Here is a 23601-nt window from a genome sequence, read left to right as displayed (position 1 = left end):
AAGAGAGAGACGCTGAGGGCCGCCCGCGTCCCGTGCGGGGCGGTGCGTGGGGCCGGCGTGGTGTTTTTTCTCCAAGCGCGGGCACGCGCCTGTTTTGTCGCGGTGCCGTTTTTTTACCGCCGTGAGCCACGCGCCACGGCCTCTTTGGCAGCACGGGCGGGGGGGGGGGGGCGACCCCCGCCGATCCATGAGTACACGCGGATCTTGTCACGCACCTGGCCGCCCAGCAGATCGCTGACCGACACACCGAGAGCCTTGCCCTTGATGTCCCACAACGCCTGGTCGATACCGGCGAGGGCGCTCATGTGCACCGCGCCGCCTCGGTAGAAGCCGCCGCGATAGAGCACGGTCCAGATATCTTCGATATTGCGTGGGTCTTTGCCGATCAGGTAGTCGGACAGTTCTTCGACGGCGGCGGCCACCGTGTGAGCGCGGCCCTCGACCACAGGCTCACCCCAGCCGGTCACACCCTGGTCGGTTTCGACCTTGAGGAAGCACCAGCGCGGCGGAACGATAAAGGTCGTCAGTTTGGTGATTTTCATCTCTTGTCTCTCTTATAGATGCAGCGCCTGTGGGCGCGGAATATGTTCTCAGCTCAGGGCTTTCCAGGCGGCGACATAAGCCTGGGCACGGCTCGCAACCTGATCCACTGTCATGCCCGGCTTGAACAGCCCGGAACCCAACCCGAAGCCCTTGGCGCCGGCGTCGGTAAACACCTGCATGTTGTCCGGGGTGATGCCGCCCACCGGCAGCAGCAACGTGCCCGCCGGCAATACCGCCAGCCACGCCTTGATCACTGAAGGGCCCATCTGCTCGGCCGGGAACAGCTTCAACACATCGGCGCCTTCGGCCAGTGCGGCAAAGGCTTCGGTAGGCGTGGCTACCCCAGGCGACAAGTACAGGCCCGCCGCTTTGGCGGCACGCAGCACCTTGGCATCGCTGTGGGGCATGACGATCACCTGGCCTCCGGCCGCCTTGACCTGGTCGACCTGCTCGGGCGTCAACACCGTGCCGGCACCGATCAGGCAATCGGCGGGCAAGCTGTCGCGCAGGGTGCGAATGCTGGTGTAAGGGTCTGGCGAGTTGAGCGGCACTTCGATCACGCGAAAACCCGCGTCGTACAGCACCTGGCCGACCGCCTGGGCTTCGTCGGGGCGTAGGCCGCGCAGGATGGCGATCAAACCGTTTTGTGCGAGTGCTTGCTTGAGCATGTCAGGCCTCCAGTACAGGTCGAATGAGCCCGGCGGCTTGCGCCAGTTGCCACAGGCCACGCTCGGTGGCTTCTTGCGCCAGGCTGACGTGGACAAAGCCGCAAAGGGCGAGGGCGCGTTGATAGCGGGCGCAAAGTGCAGCAGCGCCGACCAGAATGATCGGCTGATGTTTGGCCGAATCTGGCAAGCCGGCGAGTTCATGGCCGATGAGCAGGCCAGACAGGTAATCGGGTTGCTGGTCGGGCGCCAGCTGCGCGGTGAGCCCAAGGGTACGGGCACTGAACAGGGTCGAGAGCACGCCACGCTGGCCATCGTTGGACAGCGCCACGCGCACGCCTTGATCAAACGCCTCGGCCTGGAAGTGCTCGCTCGCCTGTTGGGTGCGCCCCAGGATGCTGTGCTTGCTCAACACCGCAAACACTTCGCCAGTCATGAAAGTATCGAAATGGGTAATGCGGCCTTCCACCACCTCGACCCACTTGGAATGGCTGCCAGGCAGGCCAATCAACACCTGGGGCCCAAGCCCTTGCAGTACACCGAGCACTTGGGTTTCTTCGCCGCGCATGACATTGGGCAGACCCACTTGCTCGATCACCCCCGGCACGATATGCACCTGCACCCCGCGCAGGGTGCGTATGCCATGCAACGCCTGGCCGAGGCTGGCGACATCCACGGGCGTGCTGCGATAGGCCGCCTCGCTCCAACCCTGTGCGCTGCCGACCATGCCGCAAGCGATCACCGGTAGCCCGGGCTGGGCATCAAGCCAATCGCCACAGGCGCTATCGAACGCCAGTTCAAAGCCGTCAGTGCACAGCACACCGGCTATTTCCCGGCGCTCTGTGGGCAAATGCATGATGCCCCAGGCTTGCGAGCGCTGTTCCAGCACAACGCCCGCGGGGCCGAGTTTGTAAGCACGAAGGGAGCTGGTCCCCCAATCGAGCGCGATCAATTGCGCCTGCATCGCTTCACCTGAAATGAGTGGGTGCTGAAAAAAGCAGATGGGCGAATATAAACCTAGGGCGCGGAATATCTCAATATATAAATATCAATCCCATATAGTGAGACAGGACAAGATAAATCCTACAACCCTTCCTGTTTTTACTTAGGGAAAGACGCGGGGTTATCGGGTAGGAAAGGCTAAAAAATAGACAGGTCCAGTTCGCGCATCGCGCCCATCCAGATGGCGTAATCGGTGTGATCCTTGAGGTCATCACCGGTTTCAGGGTGCAGGAACACCACCAGACCATTGCGGTGCAGCGCCAGCCACGGTAACACCACGCCGATATATTCCGGCTCGAACGCCAGCTGGCAACTCCAGTCCGGGTGCGGGCCTACGGGCCGCTCATGCACGCGGCCCATGCGCAGCGGGAACAACTTGGCGGCGTCTTCACAGAGCGTGCGCGCCTGCTCGATCGTGCTGGCGTCGAAGTAGATATGGGCGTGGTAGCCCTTGATACGTTGCATGACAGACTCCGGTTCCACTGTGTGCCGATCCTAGACCGCTATCGACGGCAGGGCCAGCCCGGTCAACGACTGCGCACTGCTGGCCTGTTCCGCCACCAGCCACTCGACAAAGCGGTCCACCAACTGCTCGCGGCGTTTGCGCTGGGGCTGCACCACGTAATAGCCCAAGCGCGAGGTCACCGTGGGGCTGATCGGTCGACACAGCCAATTCTGCTCCAGCAGGTTATCCACCAGGTGGCGCCAGCCGATGGCGACGCCCTGGCCGGCAATCGCGGCCTGGATCAGCAAGGTGTAGTTGTCGAAGCGCAATTGCCCAGGAGTCGGCGCAGCCGCGATACCCAATTCCCGGAACACGCCGTTCCAGTCGAACCACCGGCTGTTGTTTTCCTGGCGCAGGTGCAGCAACGGGCAGTCTTGCAAGGTGTGCACCGTCAGGGGCGCGGTTTGTTCCTTAAGCCACTGCGGGCTGCACACCGGGAACACCTCCTCATTGAACAACCACAGGCTCTCGCCCTGCTTGAAACGGCCATCGCCGAACAGCACCGCCACATCAATATCGCTGCGCAGGGTGGCGTGGTTGCGCTCACTGGTCACCAGACTGACATCCACCTGCGGGTTGGCTTGGTGGAAGCGATGCAGGCGCGGCATCAGCCAATAAGCAGCGAAGGCAAAGTCGGTGGCAACTTGCAGCACCTCATGCTGGCCTTGTTGAGTGATGACACCAAGTCCCTGGTTGATATTCTGCAGGCCGCCTTGCACATGCTCGAACAGCAGGGCGCCGGCGTCGGTCAGTTCGATGCCGCGATAAATGCGGTCAAACAGGCGGATCGCCAGTTGCTCTTCAAGGCGTTTGATTTGCTGGCTGACCGCCGGTTGGGTTGTCCCCAGCTCCATCGCGGCCGCGGTGAAACTGCGATGGCGCGCCGCCGCCTCAAAGGCGCGCAGCAAATCGAGAGAGAGGTGACCCAGCGCTTCATACATAAGCTCAACTTATCCTAGTCATTGCTGCGCATGGGCTTTACCCCATATTTTATGGACCGCATGCTCATTGGCATAAACACTGCCTATGGAATGCCGAGAAACCATGAAGCGCAAGAACATTCTTTTCATCATGGCCGATCAGATGGCCGCGCCGATGCTGCCGTTCTACGGGCCTTCCCCAATCAAGCTGCCCAACCTCAGCCGCCTGGCGGCACAAGGCGTGGTGTTCGACGCCGCCTATTGCAACAGCCCGTTGTGCGCACCGTCGCGCTTCACCTTGGTGAGTGGCCAGTTGCCGAGCAAGATCGGCGCCTACGACAATGCCGCCGATTTCCCCGCCGATGTGCCGACCTATGCGCACTACTTGCGCCGCCTCGGCTACCGCACCGCGCTGTCGGGCAAGATGCACTTCTGTGGCCCCGACCAGTTGCACGGCTATGAGGAACGCCTGACCAGCGACATCTATCCCGCCGACTACGGCTGGGCGGTGAACTGGGATGAGCCAGACGTACGTCCTACCTGGTATCACAACATGTCCTCGGTGCTGCAAGCCGGCCCGTGCGTGCGCACCAACCAGCTGGATTTCGACGAAGAGGTGGTGTTCAAGGCCCAGCAATACCTGTTCGACCACATCCGCGAGCCGGGCGACCAGCCGTTCTGCCTGACCGTGTCGATGACCCATCCTCATGATCCTTACACCATTCCCAAGCCGTTCTGGGACCTGTACGCCGACACCGAGATCCCAATGCCCGCGACGCCGCCCCAGGCCGACCTTGACCCGCATTCCCAGCGGCTGCTCAAGGTCTATGACTTGTGGGACAAACCGCTGCCGGTGGATAAGATCCGCGACGCCCGCCGCGCCTACTTCGGTGCCTGCAGCTACATCGACAGCAACGTCGGCAAGCTGCTGCAGACCCTGGAAGACATCGGCCTGGCCGACGACACCCTGATCATTTTCTCTGGCGACCACGGCGACATGCTTGGCGAGCGCGGCCTCTGGTACAAAATGCACTGGTTTGAAATGGCCGCCCGCGTGCCGCTGCTGGTCAGTGCGCCGGGGCAGTTCGCCGCTGGCCGCGTCACCCAGGCCGTGTCGACCGCCGACTTGTTGCCGACCCTGGTGGAATTGGCCGGCGGCGAACTGGACCCGCACTTGCCGCTGGACGGCCGCTCACTGGTCCCGCACTTGCAGGGGCAGGGCGGGCATGACGAAGTGTTTGGCGAATACATGGCCGAAGGCACCGTCAGCCCCTTGATGATGATTCGCCGGGGCGCCTACAAATTCATCTACAGCGAGGAGGATCCTTGCCTATTGTTCGATGTGCACAACGACCCGAGCGAGCAGGAAAACCTCAGCCAGTCAGCTGAACATCGGCCGTTGTTCGAGGCGTTCTTGCGTGAAGCACGGGCTAAATGGGACATCCCGGCGATCCATCAACAGGTGCTCGCCAGCCAACGCCGTCGCCGCCTGGTGTTTGAAGCGCTGACCCAAGGCAAGCTCAAGAGCTGGGATCACCAGCCACTGGTAGACGCCAGTCAGCAGTACATGCGCAACCATATCGACCTTGATGACCTGGAGCGCAAGGCACGTTTTCCACAACCCTGCCAAAACCAATAAGTAGACAGAGGGAAGGCCATGCAAAAGTTGACCGTGGTACTGAGTTTGGTGATGCTCAGCAGCGCCCAGGTGTACGCAGACACTCGCTGCGAAACGGTAAAGATGGCCGATCCAGGCTGGAGCGATATTGCCGCCACCAACGCTATCACCAGTTTCTTGCTGACGGGCATGGGCTATCAACCCAAGGTCGACACCCTGGCGGTGCCGATTACCTTCGGCGGGCTCAAGGACGGCCAGGTGGATGTGTTCCTCGGCAACTGGATGCCGGCGCAGCAAGGCTTCTACGACAAGTTCGTGGCCAACGGCGATGTGGTGCAACTGGCGAAGAACCTGGAGGGCACCGAGTTCACCCTCGCCGTGCCGGACTATGTGTGGGACGCCGGGGTGCATGACTTTGCCGACCTGAACACATTTGCCGACAAGTTCGACAAGAGGATCTACGGCATCGGCTCCGGCGCGCCAGCCAATATCTCGCTGCAGGAGATCATCAAGAAAAATGATTTCGACCTTGGGCAATGGAAGCTGATCGAGTCCAGCGAACAGGCGATGCTCGCAGAGGTCTCGCGAGCGGTGAAGAAACAGCGTTTCATCACCTTTCTCGGCTGGACCCCGCACCCGATGAACGTGCAACTGAAAATGCACTACCTCAAGGGCGGCGAGCAGTACTTTGGTGCCACCGGCAGCGTCTATACCTTGACCCGTAAGGGTTACGCACAAGCGTGCCCCAATGTCGGCAAACTGCTGACCAACCTGAGTTTTACCCAGGCCATGGAGAACAGCATCATGGCTGACGTGGCGAACAACAAGGTCAGCAATGCGCAAGCGGCGAAAGCGTGGATCAAGGCCAACCCGGCGGTGCTGGACCAGTGGCTGGAGGGCGTGAAGACCCTGGATGGCCAGGAGGCGTTGCCGGCGGTAAAAGCCAAACTCTGACGCTTGCCGCTGACCCCTGTGGGAGCTGGCTTGCCTGCGATAGCATCAGCCCGGTACGCCTGTCACACCGAGGCGTCAGCATCGCAGGCAAGCCAGCTCCCACAAGTACCCATGCATATTGATACTCTTGCCAAAACCCTCTACCCGAGCCTGCGATGCCCCGGCCCAACCGCCATACACTCTTGCCCTTCCTGCGCTGGCTGCCGCGCCAAACCCGCGCCAGCGTCGGCCGGGATGCCGTCGTCGGCCTCAGCGGTGCGGTGCTTGCGCTGCCGCAGTCGATTGCCTACGCATTGATCGCCGGTCTCCCACCCGAGTATGGGCTCTACGCCGCCATCATCCCGGTATTGATCGCCTGCCTGTGGGGCTCGTCCTGGCACCTGATCTGCGGGCCCACGGCCGCCATCTCCATCGTGCTTTACGCCAGCATCAGCCCATTGGCCGTGCCAGGCTCCCAGGACTACATCACCCTCATCCTGTTGCTGACCTTTCTCGCCGGGGTGTTCCAATGGTTGCTGGGCCTACTGCGCTTCGGCGCGTTGGTGAACTTTGTCTCCCATTCGGTAGTGCTGGGTTTCACCCTGGGCGCCGCCGTGGTGATTGCCCTGGGGCAACTGCCCAACCTGCTCGGCTTGGATTTACCGAGCCAGGCCACGGCTATCAATGGCCTGCTGGCGCTGATCGACCATCGTGGCGAGTGGGACCACGCGTCCCTGGCCCTTGGGCTGGGTACGTTGCTGGCAGGCATACTGCTCAAGTACCTGGTGCCACGCTGGCCGACACTGTTGATCGCCTTGGTGTTGGGCAGCCTGGCGGCATGGCTGTGGCCGGCGATGTTCGGGCATGTGGCACGGGTCAGTTCGTTTATTGGCAAACTGCCGCCGTTGAGCCCGTTACCAATGGATCTGGATCTGGTGCTGCGCCTGCTGCCCAGTGCCGTGGCGGTGGGGATGCTGGGGTTGGTGACCAGCCTGTCGATTGCCCGTTCGCTGTCCGCCCGCTCGCAACAACTGCTCGACGCCAACCAGGAAGTACGCGCCCAGGGTTTATCCAACATCGTGGGCGGATTTTTTTCCGGCTACCTGTCAGCCGGATCGTTCACCCGCTCGGGCCTCAGTTATGAGGCGGGTGCCTGTTCGCCATTGGCGGGGGTGTTTTCGACCCTGTGGGTGGCGCTATTCGCATTATTTGGCGCAGCGTTGATCGCGCATATTCCAATCCCGAGCATGGCGGCGAGCATCCTGCTGATCTGCTGGGGCCTGGTGGACCACCGCGGCATTCGCGCGCTGTTCCGGGTCAGCCGCGCCGAATTTGTGGTGATGAGCCTGACCTGTGTCGCCACCTTGTTGTTGGAGCTGCAAACGGCGATCTATGCCGGGGTGCTGGCGTCGCTGTTTTTCTACCTCAAGCGCACCTCCCAGCCACGGGTGCAACACTGGCGCGACGGTGAAGCGGATGTATTGCGGGTGGGCGGCTCGATCTTTTTTGGCGCCAGCCATTACCTGCAAGTGCGCCTGCAACGTCTGCAGGGTGAGCGGGTGGTGATCGAGGCGCAGCAGATCAACTTTATCGACTATTCCGGGGTGGAGATGCTGCACCAGGAGGCCCGGCGGCTGGCGGGGTTGGGCCGTAGCTTGACGTTGCGTGGGGCCAGACCGCAGGTGGTTGAGGAGTTAATGAAGCTGGAGGGGCCGGATAACTGCCCCCTCCATTTCGAAGACTAAACCCGATCAACTGTGCCCACATCAGAGCATGGAATCAGGCCAATTGGCGGCGCAGTTCGGCCAGTACGGGCGCCGAATCCGGACGCACACCGCGCCACAGCAAGAAGGCTTCCGCCGCTTGCTCCACCAGCATGCCCAGGCCATCCATCGCCACCGCCGCGCCTTGCTCGCTCGCCCAGCGGCAGAATGCGGTGGGTTCCTTGGCGTACATCATGTCGTAGCAGAAGGTCTTGCCCGGCTCAATCAGGCTGCCGGCAATCGGCGGTACATCGCCTGACAGGCTGGCCGACGTGGCATTGATGATCACGTCCACCGGCTCACGCAACCAATCGAAACCACTGGCAGACACCGGGCCCAGGTCATCGAACAGTTCAGCCAGCCGCTCGGCTTTTTCCACGGTGCGGTTGGCGATGATCAACGACGAGGGTTGCTGCGCCAGCAACGGCTCCAGCGCACCGCGCACCGCGCCACCGGCGCCCAACAACAGGATACGTTTGCCTTGCAGGCTCAGCCCGGCATTGGCCGTCAAGTCGCGCACCAGGCCCGCGCCGTCGGTGTTGTCGCCCAACAACGTGCCGTCAGCCAGTTTGCTCAAGGTGTTCACGGCGCCGGCGCGCTGGGCCCGTTCGGTCAGCGTATTGGCCAAACGATAGGCCTCCTCCTTGAACGGCACGGTGACGTTGGCGCCACGGCCGTGTTGGAAAAACTCACGGGCACAGGCGGTGAAGTCCTCCAACGGCGCGAGCATCGTGCTGTAGTCCAGTTGCTCGCCGGTCTGGGCGGCGAACAGACGGTGAATCAACGGCGACTTGCTGTGGCCGATGGGGTTACCGAACACGACATAACGGTCCATCACACCGCCGCCTTGGGCGCGGCAACGCCGAGCCAGTCACGGTCTTGCAGGAAGTAGTCGGTGAGGCGCGCCTCTTCGCTGCCGGCTTCGGCCTTCCAGTCGTAGCTCCAGCGTACCTGAGGTGGCAGCGACATCAGGATCGACTCCGTACGCCCGCCCGATTGCAGGCCGAACAGGGTGCCACGGTCATAGACCAGGTTGAACTCAACGTAGCGGCCCCGGCGGAACTCCTGGAACTGGCGTTGTTGCTCGGTGTACGCCATGGCCTTGCGACGCTGCACAATCGGCAGGTAGGCGTCGATGTAGGCATCGCCGATGGCGCGGATGAAGGCGAAGCAGGTGTCAAAGCCCCACTCGTTCAAGTCATCGAAGAACAGCCCACCGATGCCACGGGGCTCATTGCGGTGCTTGATGTGGAAGTAGGTGTCACACCAGGCCTTGTAGCGGGAGTACACGTCCGGGCCAAACGGTGCACAGGCCTGCTCGGCCACGCGGTGCCAGTGAATGCAGTCTTCTTCATTGCCGTAATACGGGGTGAGATCGAAGCCACCACCGAACCACCACACCGGTTCTTCGCCTTCTTTTTCAGCGATGAAAAACCGCACATTGGCGTGGGAAGTCGGTACATGTGGGTTATGCGGATGGATCACCAGTGACACACCCAGGGCCTCAAACCCACGGCCCGCCAGTTCAGGGCGATGGGCACTGGCAGACGGTGGCAAACCGCTGCCGAACACGTGGGAAAAGTTGACACCGCCTTTTTCGATCACCGAACCGTTTTCCATCACACGGGTACGACCGCCACCGCCGGCTGGCCGGGTCCAGGCGTCTTCGATAAAGCGAGTGTCCGTCTCGAAGGTTTCCAGGGCGCTGCAAATGCGGTCTTGCAGGTCAAGCAGGTAGGCTTTAACGGCCTCGGTGCGGGTAGTCATGGCATCACCTTGAATCGGGCAAAGCTACGCGAGGCCCATGGGGCGTCGGCGGCAAATGGGCGCACAGGATACCACTGCGCCTACATGCCACTGCACTTAGGTGCGCAGCAGTTGACGAGGATCAAGCTTAGGAGTCCGATAGGGGGCTACGCAGATTCGAACCCAAGGAGAAGTGCAGATGGCCAAACGTATCCAGTTCAGCGCCCATGGCGGCCCCGAAGTACTTGAATATGTGGACTACACGCCAGCGGAGCCTGGCCCACAGCAGGTTCGGGTGCGCAACGAGGCCATCGGCCTGAACTTCATCGACACCTACTTCCGCAGTGGCCTCTACGCGCCGCCCGCCCTGCCATCGGGCCTGGGTGCGGAAGGCGCTGGCGTGGTGGATGCGGTGGGCAGTGAAGTCAGCCAATTCAAAGTCGGCGACCGCGTGGCCTACGGCAGCGGCCCGCTGGGTGCCTACAGCGAGCTGCATGTGTTGCCCGCCGCCAACCTGGTGCACCTGCCGGATGAGATCAGCTTTGAACAGGCCGCCGGTGCCATGCTCAAAGGCCTGACCGTGCAATACCTGTTGCGCCAGACCTATGAGCTCAAAGGCGGTGAAACCATTTTGTTCCACGCCGCTGCTGGTGGCGTGGGCTCCCTGGCCTGCCAATGGGCCAAGGCCCTGGGGGTGAAGTTGATCGGTACGGTCAGTTCCCCGGAAAAAGCCGCCCTGGCCAAATCGCTCGGCGCCTGGGAAACCATCGACTACAGCAAGGAAGATGTCGCACAACGCGTACTGGAACTGACTGACGGCAAGAAGTGCCCGGTGGTGTACGACGGCGTCGGCAAGGACACCTGGCTGACCTCCCTGGACAGCGTGGCGCCACGGGGTTTGGTGGTGAGCTTCGGCAACGCGTCGGGTGCGGTGGATGGGGTGAACCTGGGGATTCTGTCGGCGAAGGGTTCGCTGTACGTAACCCGGCCAACGTTGGCGACCTACGCCAACAATGCGGCAAACTTGCAGGCGATGGCGGACGATCTGTTTTCGATGATCAAAAGTGGCAAGGTGCGCATTGATATCAATCAGCGCTACCCGCTGGCGGAGGCGGCCAAAGCGCAGACGGAGTTGTCGGGGCGAAGGACGACTGGCTCAATCATTCTGCTGCCTTAAGGGCCTCATCGCAGGCAAGCCAGCTCCCACATTTGACGGCGAACACTGATCAAATGTGGGAGCTGGCTTGCCTGTGATGGGTGCACTGCGGTCTCAGGACGGGCGCACCACATCACCTGTCACCAGGTCCCGAATCAGGCTCGGGTTCTTGCGCCCACCCAGGGCACCGCCCAGCACCAGGTCCACTTGCCCGCGAAAATACTGCTCCACGCGAAGCCGCGTGCGGGCCGCCGGGCGGCCCTGAGGGTTGGCCGAGGTGGAAATCAACGGGCCGACCTGGGCGCACAGATCCCTAACCAGCGGATGATCACTGACCCGCAGCGCAACGGTTTCATGCACACCCGTAACCCATTCGGGCAGCAAGTCTTGATGGGGCACCAGCCAGGTATTCGGCCCTGGCCAGGTGCTGGCCATGCGTTCGATCCACGTTTGCGGGAAATCTTCAAACAGAAAGTCGAACTGACGAATATTGTCCGCCACCAGGATCAGGCCTTTATCGACCGAGCGGTTCTTGATCGCCAGCAGCCGATCCACGGCCTCTTCATTCCACGGATCGCAGCCCAGGCCCCAGACCGCTTCGGTCGGATAGGCGATCACTGCGCCTGCGCGAATTTCCCGTGCGGCTTCCAGCACACGCCACCTGTTGACCATTGTTTACTCTCCGGACTAAAGCTCTGGGCAGTTTACCGATCTTCGTTACAAAACCTAGCGCCAAAAACGGGCCACTACAAAAGCGGACACCGCGCCAGCCAGCGCCCGCTTTCGCAAATCACCTGGCCCTCCAACTCCAGCTCCGTCAGGGTGGCCAGTACTTGGGATAACGGCCGACCGCTGGCAATCGCCAAGGCTTCGCTGCTATGCGGTGCCGCGTGCAGCAGCGCCACCAGCGGATGGGTCACGGGCACCGGCGCAGCATGGGCCAACCGCTGCCAACCGCGCAGGCTTTCAAGAATGTGCTCGATGGTTTCCACCAACACCGCGCCATCACGGATCAATTGATGACAGCCCTTGGCGGCGGGGTGGTGGATGGAACCCGGAATCGCGTACACCTCGCGCCCTTGCTCCGCCGCCAGGCGTGCGGTGATCAGCGAGCCGCTGGCCATACTGGCCTCCACCACCAGCACGCCTAGCGACAACCCGCTGATAATCCGGTTGCGCCGTGGGAAATTACCGGCCTGGGGCGCTGCATCCAGCGGAAACTCGGAAACCACGGCGCTGCCTTGGGCAATCATCGCGGCGGCGAGCCTGCGATGGCGCTGTGGATAAAAATTTTCCAGGCCAGTGCCGAGCACGCCGATGGTATGGCCGCCTACGTCCAATGCCGCCTGGTGGGCCGCGCCGTCAATGCCCACCGCCAGCCCACTGGTGATGACAAAACCGGCGCTCGCCAGGCTGCGGGAAAAGGCCGCTGCCGTGTCCATGCCCGGGCGAGAGGCACGCCGGCTTCCGACCATGGCCAACTGTGGTTTTTCCAGAATACCGGGGTCGCCCGCAACGAATAACAGCGGCGGTGCATCGTCGATCTGCGCGAGCAACGCCGGGTAATCAGGTTGGTCCCACATCAGCAAATGCTGGGCCGGACGCGCCAGCCAGGCCAAAGCCTCACTGGCACCGTCACGGACTTTGGGGCTACGTCGAGCCTCGGCACTGACCGCGGGCAAACCGAGGGAACGCCAGGCGCTGGCGGGAGCACTCAGGGCCTTGGAAGCGCAACCAAAGGCTTGGATCAATACGTGAAAACGCTTGGGCCCCAGTTCTGGCAGCCTGTGCAAGCGTAGCCGGGCTTCCAGCTCTGCCGGGGAAATATCGCTACTGTTTATCGGATTCATATGATCATCCTTGACCGGAACAAGCTGTGGATAACTCTGTTGGTAACTTATTTAGCAGGCTATTTATTGCGCTTGATCAGCCGTCTCGAAACGGTCTTGCACGGCCAGCGACCGTGAAGCACTGAGCACCAGGGCATAGCTGAGCTTTTCATAGGTGCGAAACACCAGCAGGGTGCCGGATCGCTCATCCGGGAGTGGTGTGGGCGTGCCGGTGAGGGCGTCTCGCACGATGGCGCCAGCCTTGATCACCGTCAGCAGTTGGCCTTCCACCAAGCCATCGCGGCGGCCCTTGTTCAGGGTCACAGCGTCGAGCACGCCAATCTGCGTGACGCCCTTGGGGATGTCGATGATGTGCCCTGTAATCAAGGGTGCAGGTTTGCAGGGTTCCAGGTTGGCAAAAGCAACGGGAGGCTCGGCGCGCAACAAACGGTCACCCGGGCGAATTTCCTGGGTCACCCGTTGCACTGCCAAGGTGGTGAGGCTGTCGGCAAGCACAAAGCGCGCAGTGCCGATGTCGTCGGCATTGATGCCGAGTAATTCCTGGGTAACGGGGTCGGTGTAGGCCTTGCCCCGCCGGAAGATCCCGTAGCTCGGCTGGGCCGGGTCCAGATGCCCGCGCGCATGCACACGCTCGTCGTTGGCACCCAGCACGCGCCCGCCTTGCGCCGCAATAATGTAAGGCGCGTTGTCCAGGTCCTGGGGTGAGTCAAAAATACGGTTGTGCAGTAAAAAGTGCTGGATGGCCTGTTGCGCTGCCTGATCCAGGCGCTCAGTGGGTTGCGCAATCAATGCCGTGGCGAATGGGGCCCACAGCAGCAAGACGAGTAGCGATTTCCTCATGGGGTGAATCTCCTTTATTATGTGCGTTCGCGTGAAATGCCATGGCCTTCGCGGCTTCCGAGCGTTTCACACCGGCCGTATGGGTCCATCCCACCGCCGATTTGTCTCTTCCTTACATGTGCAGCAATTACGCTTATGGCTATTTTGAACATCCTCGAATTTCCCGACTCGCGCCTGCGCACGATCGCCAAGCCGGTGGCCGTAGTGGACGACAAGGTTCGTCAGTTGGTCGATGACATGTTTGAAACAATGTATGAAGCCCCGGGCATCGGCCTCGCCGCTACCCAGGTCAACGTGCATCTGCGCGTCGTGGTCATGGACCTGTCGGAAGACCGCAGCGAACCTCGGGTGTACATCAACCCTGAGTTCGAACCGCTGACCGAAGAGATGGGCGAATACCAGGAAGGCTGCCTGTCGGTGCCGGAGTTCTACGAGAATGTGGAACGCCCGCTGCGCGTGAAGATCAAAGCGCTGGACCGTGACGGCAAGCCTTTCGAGCTGGTTGCCGAAGGCCTGCTGGCGGTGTGTATCCAGCATGAATGCGACCACCTCAACGGCAAGCTGTTTGTCGATTACCTATCCACGCTCAAGCGTGACCGCATCAAGAAGAAGCTGGAAAAAAAGCATCGCCAGCAAGCCTGATGCCCTTCTTCCAAAGGCTTGCTGCGGCAAGCCTTTTTCTTTTGTGACTGCTTTTAACCGAGAACTCCCATGACCGAGCCATTGCGCATTGTTTTTGCCGGCACTCCTGAATTTGCCGCCGAACACCTCAAGGCGCTGCTTGCCAGCCCTTATGACATCGTCGCGGTGTACACCCAGCCGGATCGCCCGGCCGGTCGCGGGCAAAAACTGATGCCGAGCCCGGTCAAGCAGTTGGCGCTGGAGCACAACATTCCTGTGCTGCAACCGCCGACCCTGCGTAACGCCGAGGCCCAGGCCGAACTGGCCGCGCTGAAGCCGGACCTGCTGGTGGTGGTGGCTTACGGTTTGATCCTGCCTCAGGCTGTGCTGGATATCCCGCGCCTGGGTTGCATCAACAGTCATGCTTCACTGCTGCCACGCTGGCGCGGTGCGGCGCCGATTCAACGCGCCGTTGAAGCAGGCGACAGCGAGAGCGGCGTGACCGTGATGCGCATGGAAGCCGGCCTGGACACCGGGCCGATGCTGCTCAAGGTCACTACACCGATCACCGCCCAGGACACCGGCGGCAGCCTGCACGACCGCCTCGCTGAGCTGGGGCCACCCGTCGTGATCCAGGCCATCGCCGGCCTGGCTGCCGGCACCCTGCAAGGTGAAATCCAAGACGACAGCCTGGCCACCTACGCCCACAAGCTGAATAAGGACGAAGCGCGCATTGACTGGAGCCGCCCGGCCGTGGAGCTGGAGCGCCTGGTACGTGCCTTTAACCCATGGCCGATCTGCCACAGCACCCTGAACGGCGAAGCGTTGAAAGTGTTGGCCGCGACCCTGGCCGATGGCGCAGGCGCTCCCGGCGCGATCATCGGCGCCAGCAAAGACGGCCTGTTGGTGGCTTGCGGTGAACAGGCGCTGTGCCTGACGCGCCTGCAATTGCCCGGCGGCAAGGCGCTGAACTTCAGCGATTTGTTCAATAGCCGTCGTGAGAAATTCGCCCTGGGCACCCTGCTTGGGGTGGTCACTCAATGAACCCACGTCTGGCCGCCGCCAAGGCTCTCGCCGTCGTCCTCAACGGCAAGGCTTCGCTGAACAGTTCGCTGCCGACGCAGTTGGACAAGGTCGAAGACCGCGACCGGGGGTTTACCCAGGACCTGGCCTTTGGCACCGCCCGTTGGCAGCCAAGGTTGTCTGCACTGGCGGCCAAGCTGCTGCAAAAACCGTTCAAAGCGGCGGACGCGGATGTCGAGGCGCTGTTGCTGGTGGGTCTCTACCAGTTGCTCTACACCCGCGTGCCCGCCCACGCCGCCATCGGTGAAACCGTCGGTTGCGCCGACAAGCTGAAAAAGCCCTGGGCCAAGGCCCTGCTCAATGCCGTACTGCGCCGCGCCCAGCGCGAAAGCGAAGCCCTGCTGGCCGAGCTGGAACATGATCCAGTGGTGCGCACCGCCCACCCGCGTTGGCTGCAAAAATCCCTGAAGGCCTTTTGGCCTGAGCAATGGGAAGCCATCTGCGCAGCCAACAATGCGCATCCGCCAATGATCCTGCGGGTCAACCGTCGTCACCACAGCCGTGACGCGTATCTGCAGTTACTGGCCGACGCGGCCATCAACGCCACCCCTTGCGTGTACAGCACGGACGGCATCGTGCTCGAAGCCGCCACCGATGTACGCAGCCTGCCGGGCTTTGCCGAAGGCTGGATCAGTGTGCAGGACGAAGCCGCGCAGTTGGCCGCCGACTTGCTCGACCTCGCCCCCGGCCAGCGCGTACTCGATGCCTGCTGCGCGCCCGGCGGTAAGACCTGTCACATCCTCGAAGTGGAAAAAGGCCTGGCTGGTGTAGTCGCAGTGGACCTTGAAGCCAAGCGCCTGGTGCGCGTGCGGGAAAACCTCGCACGCCTGGGCTTGAGCGCTGAACTGATCGCCGCGGATGGCCGCGACACCGCCACTTGGTGGGACGGCAAGCCATTCCAGCGCATCCTGCTGGACGCTCCCTGCTCGGCCACCGGCGTGATCCGCCGTCACCCGGACATCAAGCTGACCCGCCAGCCCGACGACATCGCCGCCCTGGCGGTGCTGCAAGGCGAACTGCTCGACGCGCTGTGGCCGACCCTGGAAGTCGGCGGCATCCTGCTTTACGCCACCTGCTCCACCTTGCCCACCGAAAATACCGAGGTCATCCAAGCCTTCCTCGCCCGCACCAGCGGCGCGCGTGAACTGGACCTCGCTACCACGGCCGGCATCAAGCAGCCCCACGGTCGCCAACTGCTCGCGCAGGAAGGCGGGCACGATGGCTTCTACTACGCCAAACTGATCAAGATTGCCGCCGCGCGCGGCTGAATGGTTTTAAGGGAGTGACCGGATGAAAATCATCATCCTTGGAGCAGGGCAGGTTGGTGGCACGCTGGCCGAACATTTGGCCGGTGAAGCCAACGACATCACCGTGGTCGACACCGATGCCGAGCGCCTGCGCAACCTCGGCGACCGCCTGGACATTCGTACGGTGCAAGGCCGCGCGTCGTTTCCGACGGTGCTGCGCCAGGCCGGTGCCGACGATGCCGACATGCTGGTGGCTGTAACCAACAGCGACGAGACCAACATGGTCGCCTGCCAGGTCGCCCACACCCTGTTCCATACCCCGACCAAGATCGCACGGGTGCGCGAAGCGGCCTACCTGACCCGCGCCGGCCTGTTCGATAACGACGCCATCCCGGTTGACGTACTGATCAGCCCGGAGCAGGTGGTGACCCACTACATCAAGCGCCTGATCGAAATTCCAGGTGCGCTGCAGGTCATCGACTTCGCCGAAGGCAAAGCGCAACTGGTGGCAGTGAAGGCCTATTACGGCGGGCCGCTGGTTGGCCAGCAATTGCGCCAGCTACGTGAGCACATGCCGAATGTGGAAACCCGCGTCGCCGCGATTTTCCGCCGTGACCGGCCGATCCTGCCCCAGGGCGATACAGTGATCGAGGCTGACGATGAAGTGTTTTTCATCGCCGCCAAGGCGAACATTCGCGCAGTCATGAGCGAAATGCGCAGGCTTGACGAAAGCTACAAACGCATCGTCATCGCCGGCGGTGGGCAGATCGGCGAGCGTTTGGCCGAAGCCATCGAAAGCCGCTACCAGGTGAAGATCATCGAGATGAGCCCGACGCGGTGCCGGCATTTGTCCGACACCCTCGACAGCACCGTCGTACTGCAAGGCAGCGCCTCGGACCGTGACCTGCTGATGGAAGAGAACATCGCCGACGCCGACATCTTCCTGGCCCTGACCAACGATGACGAAGCCAACATCATGTCGTCGCTGCTGGCCAAACGGCTGGGGGCGAAGAAGGTGATGACGATCATCAACAACCCGGCCTATGTCGACCTGATCCAGGGCGGCGATATCGACATCGCCATCAGCCCGCAACTGGCGACTATCGGCACCTTGCTCGCCCACGTGCGCCGTGGCGACATTGTCAGCGTGCACTCGTTGCGCCGTGGCGCAGCGGAAGCCATCGAGGCGATTGCCCACGGTGACTCCAAGTCCAGCAAAGTGATTGGCAAGGCGATTCGCGATATCGGCCTGCCGCCGGGTACCACCATTGGCGCGATCATTCGCGATGAAGAAGTGATCATTGCCCATGACGATACGGTGATCGCCACGGGTGACCATGTGATTTTGTTCCTTGTGGATAAGAAACATATCCGCGATGTGGAGAAGCTGTTCCACGTGGGGCTGAGTTTTTTCTGATTAAAAAATTGAGTGAGCCTGCCGCCGCCATCGCGGGCAAGCCCGCTCCCACATGTGATCGCGTTCCAAGTGTGGGAGCGGGCTTGCCCGCGATGACGATATCTAAACCGCTATGTAGCTAAAGGACGCACAGCCATGCTCGAATCCCTGGAAAAAATGCTCGCCAAGGGTGTGGATAATTCATTGCTGCGCTTTGGTCTGGGCAAGGGTTACCTGGACCTGAAGGACAACGCCAAGGCGGCCGAGCATTTGCAGCGATGCGTCGAGTTTGATCCGAAGTATTCGGCGGCGTGGAAGTTGTTGGGGAAGGCGCGGCTGGGATTGGAAGATCGCGCGGCAGCACACCTGGCATGGGAGAAGGGCATCGAAGCCGCCCAGGCCCATGGCGACAAACAGGCCGAAAAAGAAATGACGGTGTTCCTGAAGAAACTTGATCGCCAAACCTGAGGTGATCACCTGTGGGAGCTGGCTTGCCTGCGATGCAGACACCTCGATATATCAGGCACTCCGAGGTGATGCTATCGCAGGCAAGCCAGCTCCCACATTTGATCTCCATTGGGCTGGAGGTCAGCGGTGAGTCAGTACCACCGCGCCTCACCCGGCGGGCGTTTCTTGAAGCGCTTCATGCTCCACATGTACTGGCTTGGGTAAGCACCTACATAGCGCTCAACTACCTTGCTCATCGCCGCACAGGACGTCGCGGTGTCGGTGCTGTACATGTCCTCCGGCGCCGCTTCCAGGATCACCTTGTAGCCCGAGCCGTCCGGCAGCCGCAGGGCATGCAGGAACACACCCACCGCCTTGTGGCCCGCAAGCATGTTCGGCACGAACTTGCTGGTAAGCGCCTGGGTCGCAAAAAACGGTACGAAGATCCCGGCGGACTCAGCCGGCTCCGGGTCGGCAGGAATGCCCACCTGGCCACCTTTGCGCACTTCCTTGATCACGCTGAGAATGCCTTCCTTGGTGGAAGCCGCCACGCGGTTGCCCAGCTGCACGCGCTGCTTGCGCAGTAATTCGTCCACGGCCTTGAGCTTGGGCGGGCGATAGAAAATGATCGGTTTGCACTGGCTGCAGTAGAAGTGATTCAACACTTCCCAGTTGCCCAGGTGGCTGGTGATGCCCACCACGCCTTTGCCAGAAGCCAGGGCCTCGTGCAGCACTTCCAGGCCCTCGACTTCGCGGACCAGATCGATAGAGCGCTGCGCCGGCCAGATCCACGCACAGGCGCTTTCGGTGAGGGACTTGCCGATGTCCATCAGGCTGCGGCCCACCAGGCGCTCGCGCTCTGCCGGGTCCATGTCCGGGAAGCATTTGGAGAGGTTGATCCGCACCGTATCGCGGGAACGGTTGGGGGTTTTCCACATGATCCAGCCGATCCCTGTGCCGACGGCTTGTACAGCGCGCCAGGGCAGCAGGGCAAACAACCGAAGAGCGCCTACCAGCAAGGCGCCTTTAAACTTTTCCACAGGTCACTCCTGATCGTGTGTGGTGCGCAAAGCCGGCATTCTAACCGGCGTTGACCAAGTCCGCGTAACGGTCGCAGTCCTGAGTGTGATCCATGACCATGCCCGAGGCCTGCATGAAGGCGTAGCAAATGGTCGGCCCGACGAAGGTGAAGCCGGCCTTTTTCAAGGCTTTGCTCATGGCTTCGGCTTCGGGCGTAATCGCCGGGACGTCGCTGCGATCCTTGAAGTGATTGACCTTGGGTTTGCCGCCGACAAACGACCACAGCAACCCCACCGGATCTTCCAGCGCCAGCCAGGCCGCGGCGTTGCGCCGGGTAGCGTTGAGCTTCAAGCGATTGCGCACGATGCCCGGGTCCTGCATCAGCACCTCGATTTCTTCATCGCTCAACTGCGCCAGACGTTGCGCGTCAAAGCCGAACAACACCTTTCGATAATGCTCGCGTTTGCGTAAAACGGTGATCCAGGACAGGCCTGCCTGGAACCCTTCGAGCAAAAGCAACTCGAACAAACCCTGCGCATCGCGCAGCGGCGTTCCCCACTCTTGATCGTGATAAGCCATGTACAGCGGATCTTCAGAACACCAAAAGCAGCGTGGCATAAGGCTCCAGGGAGTGGTGGCGGGGCCGAATCGGGTATACTCCCGCTCTTTAAATCGCAGCCCAAGTAACAGGTGAATTTCGTGAGCCAGCCTACGCCAGCCGTGCGTACCTTCCAAGACTTGATCCTCGCCCTCCAGCAATACTGGGCCGAGCAAGGTTGTGTGGTACTTCAGCCCTACGATATGGAAGTAGGCGCCGGCACTTTCCACACCGCTACATTCCTGCGGGCCATCGGCCCGGAAACCTGGAACGCCGCTTATGTGCAGCCCAGCCGCCGCCCGACTGACGGCCGCTACGGCGAAAACCCGAACCGTCTGCAGCACTACTACCAGTTCCAGGTGGTATTGAAGCCCAACCCGGACAACTTCCAGGAACTGTACCTGGGCTCGCTGAAACATGTCGGCCTGGACCCACTGGTGCACGATATCCGTTTCGTCGAAGACAACTGGGAGTCGCCAACCCTGGGCGCCTGGGGCCTGGGCTGGGAAGTCTGGCTCAATGGCATGGAAGTGACGCAGTTCACTTACTTCCAGCAAGCCGGCGGCATCGAGTGCTACCCGGTCACCGGCGAGATCACCTATGGCCTGGAACGCCTGGCCATGTACCTGCAAGGCGTGGACTCGGTCTACGACCTGGTATGGGCTGATGGCCCGTTCGGCAAGGTGACCTACGGCGATGTGTTCCACCAGAACGAGGTGGAGCAGTCCACCTACAACTTCGAACACGCCAACGTCGACAAGCTGTTCGAACTGTTCGACTTCTATGAAAGCGAAGCCAAGCGCCTGATCGAACTTGACCAGCCGCTGCCGTTGCCAAGCTATGAAATGGTGTTGAAGGCCTCCCATACCTTCAACCTGCTGGATGCCCGCCGTGCCATCTCGGTCACCGCGCGCCAGCAATACATCCTGCGTGTGCGCACCCTGGCGCGTTCCGTCGCCCAAGCCTATTTGCTGGCTCGCGCCAAGCTGGGCTTCCCGATGGCAACCCCGGATTTGCGTGATGAAGTGTTGGCTAAGCTGGAGGCTGCACAATGAGTGCTCAAGATTTCCTGGTTGAACTGGGCACCGAAGAGCTGCCGCCCAAGGCCCTCAATACCCTAGCCGATGCATTCCTGGCCGGTATCGAAAAAGGCCTGCAAACTGCCGGCCTGAAGTTTGAAGCCAAAAAGGTCTACGCCGCGCCGCGCCGCCTGGCAGTACTGTTGACCGCGTTGGAAACCCAGCAGCCGGATCGCAGCATCAACCTGGACGGCCCACCGCGCCAGGCGGCTTTCGACGCTGAAGGCAACCCGACCCAGGCCGCCCTTGGCTTTGCCAAGAAGTGTGGCGTGGAGTTGAGCGAGATCGACCAGAGCGGCCCGAAACTGCGCTTCAGCCAGGTCATCACCGGCAAGCCGACCGCCAGCCTGTTGCCAACCATCGTTGAAGATTCCCTGAACGACCTGCCTATCCCCAAGCGCATGCGCTGGGGTGCACGCAAGGAAGAGTTCGTGCGTCCGACCCAATGGCTGGTGATGCTGCTCGGTGACCAGGTCATCGATTGCACCATCCTCGCCCAGAAGGCCGGTCGTGATTCCCGTGGTCACCGCTTCCATCATCCAGAAAGCGTGCGCATCACTTCGCCGGCCAACTATCTCAACGACCTGCGCGCTGCTTACGTGCTGGCCGACGCCAATGAGCGTCGCGAGCTGATCAGCAAGCGCACCGAAGAATTGGCCCGCCTGCAGGAAGGCACCGCCATCGTGCCGCCAAGCCTGCTGGACGAAGTGACCGCCCTGGTGGAGTGGCCGGTGCCGCTGGTGTGCTCGTTCGAAGAGCGTTTCCTCGATGTGCCGCAAGAAGCCTTGATCACCACCATGCAGGACAACCAGAAGTACTTCTGCCTGCTGGATGCGGACGGTAAGTTGTTGCCGCGTTTTATCACCGTGGCCAACATCGAAAGCAAAGACCCACAGCAGATCATCGCCGGTAACGAAAAAGTCGTGCGCCCGCGCCTGACCGACGCCGAGTTCTTCTTCAAGCAAGACAAGAAGCAGAAGCTGGAAGACTTCAACCTGCGCCTGCAAAACGTGGTGTTCCAGGAAAAACTCGGCAGCGTCTACGACAAGGCCGTGCGGGTTTCCAAGCTGGCGGCCTACATTGCCCCACGTATTGGCGGCGATGCCGCGTGGGCTGCGCGTGCCGGCTTGCTGTCCAAGTGCGACCTGGCCACCGAGATGGTCGGCGAGTTCCCAGAGATGCAAGGCGTGGCCGGTTACTACTACGCCCTCAACGACGGCGAGCCGGATGATGTCGCCCTGGCCCTGAACGAGCAGTACATGCCGCGCGGTGCCGGTGCAGAACTGCCGAGCACCCTGACCGGTGCAGCCGTGGCCATTGCCGACAAGCTGGACACCCTCGTTGGTATCTTCGGTATCGGCATGCTGCCCACCGGCAGCAAAGACCCGTATGCCCTGCGCCGTGCGGCCTTGGGCGTGCTGCGTATCCTGATCGACAAAAAGCTGGACCTCGACCTGACCCAGGCCGTGGTATTTGCCGTCGGCCAGTTCGGCACCAAGGTCAAGCAAGCCGGCCTGGCCGAGCAAGTGCTGGAGTTCGTGTTCGACCGCCTGCGTGCGCGTTATGAAGACGAAGGCGTGGACGTTTCCGTCTACCTGTCGGTACGTGCCCTGCAACCGGGCTCGGCACTGGACTTCGACCAGCGTGTACAAGCCGTGCAAGCGTTCCGCAAGCTGCCGGAAGCCGATGCCCTGGCCGCCGTGAACAAGCGCGTGTCGAACCTGCTGAGCAAGGCCGACAACCTCGGCACTGCTGAAGTCGACCCAGGTCTGTTCGCCGATGCCAAGGAGTTCTCGCTGAACTCAGCCATCGCCAAGGCCGAGAACGCCGTGAAGCCGCTGATCGCCGAGCGTGACTACGCGCAAGCGCTAGCGCGCCTGGCGTCGTTGCGTGAGCCGGTGGATGCGTTCTTCGAAGCGGTGATGATCAATGCCGACGATGCCGGCGTACGCAAAAACCGCTACGCCATGCTCGCGCGCCTGCGTGGTTTGTTCATCAATATCGCCGACATCTCCGTACTGGGCTGACCATGTTGAAACTGCTGATTCTCGATCGGGACGGGGTGATCAACCACGACTCCGACGCTTACATCAAGTCGGTGGAGGAGTGGATCCCGCTGCCCGGTTCGATCGAGGCCATCGCGCAGTTGAGCAAAGCCGGCTGGACGGTGGCCATCGCCACCAACCAGTCCGGCATCGCCCGCGGTTACTACGACATCGCGACCCTGGAGGCCATGCATGCGCGTTTGCGCACGTTAGTGGCCGAGCAGGGCGGCGAGGTGGGGCTGGTGGTCTACTGCCCCCACGGGCCGGACGAAGGCTGCGATTGCCGCAAGCCCAAGCCTGGCATGTTGAAAATTATTGCAGAACATTACAAGGTGCCCTTGGCTGGGATATGGTTCGTCGGGGACAGCCTCGGTGACCTGGAGGCGGCCAAAGCCGTCGACTCTCAGCCAGTTTTGGTTAAAACCGGGAAAGGCGAAAAGACCCAGGCTAAAAACCTGCCGGTAGGCACCTTGATTTTTGACGATCTGGCGGCCGTTGCCGCAGAACTTATCAACAACTAGCCG

At 61.7% G+C, this 23601-nt stretch carries 23 protein-coding genes and 1 pseudogene; 12 read left to right on the top strand and 12 right to left on the bottom strand.

Features of this window, described 5'->3' with window-relative positions:
* Positions 1-107: 107 nt before the first annotated feature.
* From CER19_RS05010 to CER19_RS04990, 5 genes and pseudogenes are all read right to left on the bottom strand, one after another.
* Positions 108-542: pseudogene (locus CER19_RS05010) on the bottom strand (D-galactonate dehydratase); the annotation flags it as partial.
* 48 nt (positions 543-590) lie between these two features.
* Positions 591-1211: a 2-dehydro-3-deoxy-6-phosphogalactonate aldolase gene (locus CER19_RS05005; protein ID WP_116665586.1), complete on the bottom strand. Its 621-nt coding sequence runs from the start codon at positions 1209-1211 to the stop codon at positions 591-593.
* Between the two features lies 1 nt (position 1212).
* Positions 1213-2172, bottom strand: a complete 960-nt coding sequence (locus CER19_RS05000) for a 2-dehydro-3-deoxygalactonokinase (RefSeq protein WP_116665585.1) — start codon at positions 2170-2172, stop codon at positions 1213-1215.
* A gap of 176 nt (positions 2173-2348) precedes the next feature.
* Positions 2349-2675: a DOPA 4,5-dioxygenase family protein gene (locus CER19_RS04995; protein WP_014716300.1), complete on the bottom strand. Its 327-nt coding sequence runs from the start codon at positions 2673-2675 to the stop codon at positions 2349-2351.
* 30 nt (positions 2676-2705) lie between these two features.
* The gene (locus tag CER19_RS04990) at positions 2706-3656 is read right to left on the bottom strand and encodes a LysR family transcriptional regulator (protein WP_116665584.1); all 951 of its coding nucleotides are present in this window, start codon (positions 3654-3656) and stop codon (positions 2706-2708) included.
* A gap of 103 nt (positions 3657-3759) precedes the next feature.
* Between CER19_RS04990 and betC the strand changes: the two genes are divergently transcribed.
* The 3 genes from betC (at position 3760) to CER19_RS04975 (ending at position 7931) form a co-directional block, all read left to right on the top strand.
* Complete coding sequence (betC, locus tag CER19_RS04985) at positions 3760-5274, top strand: choline-sulfatase (RefSeq protein WP_116665583.1); 1515 nt, start codon at positions 3760-3762, stop codon at positions 5272-5274.
* An 18-nt stretch (positions 5275-5292) separates the two neighbouring features.
* Positions 5293-6207 carry a choline ABC transporter substrate-binding protein gene (gene choX / locus CER19_RS04980; protein WP_116665582.1) on the top strand — a complete coding sequence of 305 codons (915 nt, stop codon included), beginning with the start codon at positions 5293-5295 and terminating at the stop codon, positions 6205-6207.
* A gap of 155 nt (positions 6208-6362) precedes the next feature.
* The gene (locus tag CER19_RS04975) at positions 6363-7931 is read left to right on the top strand and encodes a SulP family inorganic anion transporter (protein WP_116665581.1); all 1569 of its coding nucleotides are present in this window, start codon (positions 6363-6365) and stop codon (positions 7929-7931) included.
* A gap of 34 nt (positions 7932-7965) precedes the next feature.
* Here CER19_RS04975 and aroE read toward each other — a convergent pair whose 3' ends face one another.
* Positions 7966-8784, bottom strand: coding sequence for a shikimate dehydrogenase (gene aroE / locus CER19_RS04970; protein ID WP_116665580.1), 819 nt, complete (start codon positions 8782-8784; stop codon positions 7966-7968).
* Positions 8784-9716 carry an oxygen-dependent coproporphyrinogen oxidase gene (gene hemF, locus CER19_RS04965; RefSeq protein WP_014716294.1) on the bottom strand — a complete coding sequence of 311 codons (933 nt, stop codon included), beginning with the start codon at positions 9714-9716 and terminating at the stop codon, positions 8784-8786. Before hemF ends, aroE begins: the two co-directional genes overlap by 1 nt.
* Before the next feature lie 178 nt (positions 9717-9894).
* On the opposite strand from hemF, the gene CER19_RS04960 reads away from it, so the two are divergent.
* Positions 9895-10872, top strand: a complete 978-nt coding sequence (locus tag CER19_RS04960; RefSeq protein WP_116665579.1) for a quinone oxidoreductase — start codon at positions 9895-9897, stop codon at positions 10870-10872.
* Between the two features lie 93 nt (positions 10873-10965).
* Here CER19_RS04960 and CER19_RS04955 read toward each other — a convergent pair whose 3' ends face one another.
* The 3 genes from CER19_RS04955 to CER19_RS04945 all read right to left on the bottom strand — a co-directional run bounded on the left by CER19_RS04955 (position 10966) and on the right by CER19_RS04945 (position 13541).
* Positions 10966-11523, bottom strand: a complete 558-nt coding sequence (locus CER19_RS04955) for an L-threonylcarbamoyladenylate synthase (RefSeq protein WP_105225266.1) — start codon at positions 11521-11523, stop codon at positions 10966-10968.
* Positions 11524-11597: 74 nt separating this feature from the next.
* Positions 11598-12701, bottom strand: coding sequence for a DNA-processing protein DprA (gene dprA, locus CER19_RS04950; RefSeq protein ID WP_116665578.1), 1104 nt, complete (start codon positions 12699-12701; stop codon positions 11598-11600).
* Positions 12702-12764: 63 nt separating this feature from the next.
* Complete coding sequence (locus CER19_RS04945) at positions 12765-13541, bottom strand: peptidoglycan-binding protein (protein WP_116665577.1); 777 nt, start codon at positions 13539-13541, stop codon at positions 12765-12767.
* Positions 13542-13676: 135 nt separating this feature from the next.
* Here CER19_RS04945 and def point away from each other — a divergent pair, with 135 nt between their 5' ends.
* From def to CER19_RS04920, 5 genes are all read left to right on the top strand, one after another.
* Complete coding sequence (gene def / locus CER19_RS04940; protein WP_020301426.1) at positions 13677-14183, top strand: peptide deformylase; 507 nt, start codon at positions 13677-13679, stop codon at positions 14181-14183.
* A gap of 69 nt (positions 14184-14252) precedes the next feature.
* On the top strand, positions 14253-15206 hold the full coding sequence (gene fmt / locus CER19_RS04935) for a methionyl-tRNA formyltransferase (RefSeq protein ID WP_116665576.1): 954 nt from the start codon (positions 14253-14255) through the stop codon (positions 15204-15206).
* On the top strand, positions 15203-16513 hold the full coding sequence (rsmB, locus tag CER19_RS04930) for a 16S rRNA (cytosine(967)-C(5))-methyltransferase RsmB (RefSeq protein ID WP_116665575.1): 1311 nt from the start codon (positions 15203-15205) through the stop codon (positions 16511-16513). Before fmt ends, rsmB begins: the two co-directional genes overlap by 4 nt.
* A gap of 22 nt (positions 16514-16535) precedes the next feature.
* On the top strand, positions 16536-17909 hold the full coding sequence (gene trkA / locus CER19_RS04925; protein ID WP_014716287.1) for a Trk system potassium transporter TrkA: 1374 nt from the start codon (positions 16536-16538) through the stop codon (positions 17907-17909).
* 135 nt (positions 17910-18044) lie between these two features.
* Positions 18045-18356 carry a M48 family metallopeptidase gene (locus CER19_RS04920; RefSeq protein ID WP_044270209.1) on the top strand — a complete coding sequence of 104 codons (312 nt, stop codon included), beginning with the start codon at positions 18045-18047 and terminating at the stop codon, positions 18354-18356.
* Positions 18357-18487: 131 nt separating this feature from the next.
* On the opposite strand, the gene CER19_RS04915 is transcribed toward CER19_RS04920, so the two are convergent.
* Both CER19_RS04915 and CER19_RS04910 read right to left on the bottom strand, forming a co-directional pair.
* Complete coding sequence (locus CER19_RS04915) at positions 18488-19375, bottom strand: lysophospholipid acyltransferase (RefSeq protein ID WP_014716285.1); 888 nt, start codon at positions 19373-19375, stop codon at positions 18488-18490.
* A gap of 40 nt (positions 19376-19415) precedes the next feature.
* Positions 19416-19973, bottom strand: a complete 558-nt coding sequence (locus tag CER19_RS04910; RefSeq protein ID WP_003187266.1) for a DNA-3-methyladenine glycosylase I — start codon at positions 19971-19973, stop codon at positions 19416-19418.
* An 81-nt stretch (positions 19974-20054) separates the two neighbouring features.
* Here CER19_RS04910 and glyQ point away from each other — a divergent pair, with 81 nt between their 5' ends.
* Genes glyQ through gmhB form a run of 3 tightly spaced genes read left to right on the top strand, consistent with a single transcriptional unit; the run spans position 20055 to position 23598 of the window.
* Positions 20055-21008: a glycine--tRNA ligase subunit alpha gene (glyQ, locus tag CER19_RS04905; protein WP_003187265.1), complete on the top strand. Its 954-nt coding sequence runs from the start codon at positions 20055-20057 to the stop codon at positions 21006-21008.
* A complete protein-coding gene (gene glyS / locus CER19_RS04900) occupies positions 21005-23059 on the top strand; it encodes a glycine--tRNA ligase subunit beta (RefSeq protein ID WP_116665574.1) in 2055 nt (684 codons plus the stop codon). The genes glyQ and glyS overlap by 4 nt, the downstream gene beginning before the upstream one ends.
* Positions 23060-23061: 2 nt before the next feature.
* Entirely contained in the window at positions 23062-23598 is a 537-nt protein-coding gene (gene gmhB, locus CER19_RS04895) for a D-glycero-beta-D-manno-heptose 1,7-bisphosphate 7-phosphatase (RefSeq protein WP_165861595.1), read from the top strand.
* Positions 23599-23601: the final 3 nt, after the last annotated feature.

Origin of the sequence: Pseudomonas sp. GL93 (assembly GCF_003408955.1) — a bacterium.
In the GTDB taxonomy this organism is placed as follows: domain Bacteria; phylum Pseudomonadota; class Gammaproteobacteria; order Pseudomonadales; family Pseudomonadaceae; genus Aquipseudomonas; species Aquipseudomonas paracarnis.
This window is presented reverse-complemented; position numbering and strand designations above follow the sequence as displayed.